This is a genomic window from Streptomyces sp. NPDC004561 (genome assembly GCF_053602155.1).
Genome location: NZ_JBSGDB010000671.1, coordinates 1 through 3,805 on the forward strand (window position 1 = coordinate 1; position 3,805 = coordinate 3,805).

Genomic DNA, 3,805 nt, shown 5'->3' on the forward strand with positions numbered 1-3,805 from the left:
ACCGCGGACAGCGCCGCGCCCAGACGCGGATGACGCTCAGGGAGAACGAACAGCAAGGCATCGTCGGCCATGTCATGACACCCGTCTCGGAGAAGCCGTTCAGGGACGTCATCACCATCCCCTCAGAATGCGCTCTGCCCACATCCGCATCGCCCACTCACCGGATCACTCGTCCGGGTTCAGCTCCGCGTGCACCAGCTCCACCAACTCGTGGGCCTCGGGCGTGTGGGAGTCCTCGGGAACCTCGTAATAGCCGCCCAGGGTGGCGATCACGTCTTCCTGAGAGTCGTCGTACTCGTGGAGACCGTCCTTGTGCCTCTCGGTGGTCTCGGAGCCGGGGAGTTGCCACCACCACATCTGGTGTCGGATCTCGTCCTTCGACAAGGGACCGGACAAGACGATGTCCCTGCCCTGGACCTTGCCCGTGATTCTGGCGGAGTTCGCACCAATAGTCATGTCGCCATGTCGCCTTTCGCCTCAGGGGACGCCGTCAGCGCCTGATATTGACTACGGCAGCGGCTACCCGCCGAAGCGCAACTCCCACCGTGCGAACCGGTCAATCACCTGGTCGAACCCGAGGGCGGAGGCGAGGCGGAGGCGGCTTCCGGCTGATGCGGCTGTGCCGTAGCGGCTGTGTTCAACCGGCCTGGCCGCGGCCCGACCGTTGGTGTCGGGGCGCTTGTGCCTCCCGGTACGAGCGGGTCGTCAGCCGTCTTCGACGGCTTGACGGACGCGACGGGAGGGGGCGAAGGCGTACAGGTCGAGGACGCCGGGCGGGTCGACGAGTCCGGGACCACCGGCCGTGACCCACGCGGCGATGTCGTCGGGGTCGCTGACCAGGCCCAGCCAGACCGGGCGTCCGCCGGCCGCCCGGCCGGCGGCGGAGGGCTGGACGACGATGACATTGGCGTGGTCACAGGCGTCCAGGCAGCCTGTCACCCGTACCTGCGCGGTCCCCTCGAGAGCGCGGCGCAGCCCGGACAGTTGAGCGGCGTGGTCGACGCCGGTGATCTTGGAGGTACCGCAGCAGCAACCACGGCAGACGGTGACGGTGCAGCGGTCCGACCCCGCCGTGGTGGGGGCGGCCTTGCGGGCGCGGCGGCTCACCGGCCGGTCCCGGCGTGGGCGCGGCGCCAGGCGCTGTCGGCGAGCAGGCGCAGGCCGTTGAGGCCGACGATGACGGTGGAGCCCTCGTGGCCCGCGACGCCCAGTGGCAGGGGCAGCGTGCCGGCCAGGTCCCACACGGCCAGGCCGGTGATGAACGCCGCGGCGATGATCAGGTTCTGCACGACCAGACGGCGTGCCCGGCGGGAGAGCCGTACGACGGCGGGGATGGTGGCCAGCTCGTCACGCACCACGACCGCGTCGGCGGTCTCCAGCGCGAGGTCGGAGCCGGCGCGGCCCATGGCGATGCCGGTGTGGGCGGCGGCCAGGGCAGGGGCGTCGTTGACGCCGTCGCCGACCACCAGCACCTTGCGGCCCGCCCCCTCCATCTCCCGCACCGCGCTCACCTTGTCCTGCGGGAGGAGACCGGCCCGGACGTCGGTGATGCCCACCTCTGCGGCGAGGCGGGCAGCCGCGCGGGAGTTGTCGCCGGTGAGCAGCACCGGGTTGCCGCCGGTCAGTTCTCCCAGGGCGGTGACGGTGGCGGACGCTTCCTCGCGCAGCCGGTCGGCGATGCCCAGCACCCCCACCGGCGCGCCGTGGAGGGTGACCAGTACAGCGGTACGGCCGTCCTCTTCCAGGCGCCTGGTCACGGCGGTGACGGGGTGGTCGGTGTGATGGTCCAGCAGGCGAGCGGGGCTGCCGACCGCGACGGTGCGGCCCTCCACCCTCGCGCTCACTCCGGCGCCCGGAGTGGAGACGAAGTCCTCCACCACCGGGATGTCCAGGTCGCGGGTGCGGGCGGCGTCCACGATCGCACGGGCGAGTGGGTGCTCGCTGGGGTGCTCGGCGGCCGCCGCGAGCCGCATCAGCTCGTCCTCGGTGAGGCCGGAAGCGGCCAGCGGGCGGACATCGGTCACGCGCGGGGTGCCCTCGGTCAGCGTGCCGGTCTTGTCCAGGGCGACCGCGTCCACCTGCCCGAGGCGTTCCATGACCACGGCCGACTTGACCAGGACACCATGACGGCCGGCGTTCGCGATGGCGGACAGCAGCGGCGGCATGGTCGCCAGTACCACGGCGCACGGCGAGGCAACGATCATGAAGGTCATGGCGCGCAGCAGCGTGGACTGCAGATCGGCGCCGAAGACCAGCGGCAGGACGAACAGCGCGAGGGTGGCGGCGACCATGCCGAGGCTGTATCGCTGCTCGACCTTCTCGATGAACAGCTGGGTCGGGGCCTTGGTCTCGGAGGCTTCCTCGACCATGGCCACGATCCGGGCGATCACCGAGTCCGACGGGTCACGCTCGACCTTCACCCGCAGGAAGCCGGTGCCGTTCAGGGTGCCGGCGAAGACCTCGTCGCCCGCCTCCTTGGCGACCGGGAGGGGCTCGCCGGTGATGGTGGCCTGGTCGACCTCGCCGGCACCGTCCAGTACCCGGCCGTCGGCGCCGATCCGCTCACCGGGCCGCACCAGGATCGTGTCGCCCACACCCAGGTCAGCCGTGGCAACGACCTCTTCGGAGCCGTCGTCGGCCAGGCGGGTGGCGGTCGTGGGGGCCAGATCAAGCAGGCCCCGTACCGAGTCGGCGGTGCGGGCGGTGGCGATCGCCTCCAGGGCGCCGGACGTGGCGAAGATGACGATCAGCAGCGCACCGTCCAGCACCTGCCCGATCGCCGCCGCACCAAGCGCGGCGATCACCATCAGCAGGTCCACGTCGAGGGTCTTCTCCCGCAGCGCCTGGAGCCCGGCCCAGCCCGGCTCCCAGCCACCGGTGGCATAGGTGAGGGCGAACAGCGGCCCCCAGGCCCAGGCCGGCGCCCCGGTCAGATACAGCGGCAGCGCGACCAGGAACAGCACCAGCGCCGCACCGGCCCAGCGGGCCTCGGGCAGCGCGAAGATCCGGGTACGGCGCCTGGGCGCCGCCGGCTCGTGAGCGATGTCGGCCGGGGCCGGGCGGGTGAGAGTGGAAGGCATCGAAACGGTTCCTTGAGGGACAGCGGTGGCGGAAAGCTCCAGCCTCACCACCGTAACAGGAACGAATGAACATCGATTCATGTGTTCATAGCGCGCGTACCATGGGCGCATGGGTCATGGAGCCGCACCGCCTACCAGCAACGTCCCGCGCGCACGCCTGGACGCGGCGAGCGCCGCCAAAGTGGCCACCACCCTGCAGGCCCTGGCCACTCCCTCCCGCCTGCTCATCCTCGCCCGACTGCGGGAAGGGCCCCTGCCGGCCACCGAGCTGGCCGCCGAGGTGGGCATGGAGCAGTCCGCCTGCTCCCACCAACTCCGTCTGCTGCGCAACCTCGGCCTCGTCACCGGGACCCGCAAGGGCCGCTCGGTCGTCTACGCCCTCTACGACAACCACGTCGCCGAACTCCTCGACCAGGCCCTCTACCACGTCGAGCACCTCCGCCTCGGCCTCAGCGACGCCGCGCTGTCAGCCCAGGAGCCAGGGAGTGAGACCGCCGCCGTCCCGAGCGGCTGATCCTCAAGACGCCGATCGATCCCGTTGATTACCGCAACGATGATCTGAAGCGGACCGGTCACATGACCTGCCGAGCCGCCCCGAGCCGTCGCCGGCCGGCGTGTGGGCGGTGATTTGTCAACTTGACCCGGCCCTGAAGGACCGGGCTTGCAGGTAGGGCGCGGCTGGCTGCCGTGTGACCTCCCGCATCTGAGTCACCTACGGACAGGAG

General features: G+C 71.0%; 4 protein-coding genes. 1 reads left to right on the plus strand and 3 read right to left on the minus strand.

The features are described from left to right. Positions 1–165: 165 nt before the first annotated feature. The 3 genes from ACWEN3_RS43245 to ACWEN3_RS43255 form a co-directional block, all read right to left on the minus strand. On the minus strand, positions 166–396 hold the full coding sequence (locus ACWEN3_RS43245) for a hypothetical protein (RefSeq protein ID WP_452983266.1): 231 nt from the start codon (positions 394–396) through the stop codon (positions 166–168). Positions 397–705: 309 nt separating this feature from the next. Then, the gene (locus tag ACWEN3_RS43250; protein WP_452983268.1) at positions 706–1,107 is read right to left on the minus strand and encodes a (2Fe-2S) ferredoxin domain-containing protein; all 402 of its coding nucleotides are present in this window, start codon (positions 1,105–1,107) and stop codon (positions 706–708) included. Beyond that, the gene (locus ACWEN3_RS43255; protein WP_452983270.1) at positions 1,104–3,080 is read right to left on the minus strand and encodes a heavy metal translocating P-type ATPase; all 1,977 of its coding nucleotides are present in this window, start codon (positions 3,078–3,080) and stop codon (positions 1,104–1,106) included. The genes ACWEN3_RS43250 and ACWEN3_RS43255 overlap by 4 nt, the downstream gene beginning before the upstream one ends. A 109-nt stretch (positions 3,081–3,189) precedes the next feature. On the opposite strand from ACWEN3_RS43255, the gene ACWEN3_RS43260 reads away from it, so the two are divergent. Next, positions 3,190–3,594: an ArsR/SmtB family transcription factor gene (locus tag ACWEN3_RS43260; protein WP_452983273.1), complete on the plus strand. Its 405-nt coding sequence runs from the start codon at positions 3,190–3,192 to the stop codon at positions 3,592–3,594. Positions 3,595–3,805 lie beyond the last annotated feature (211 nt).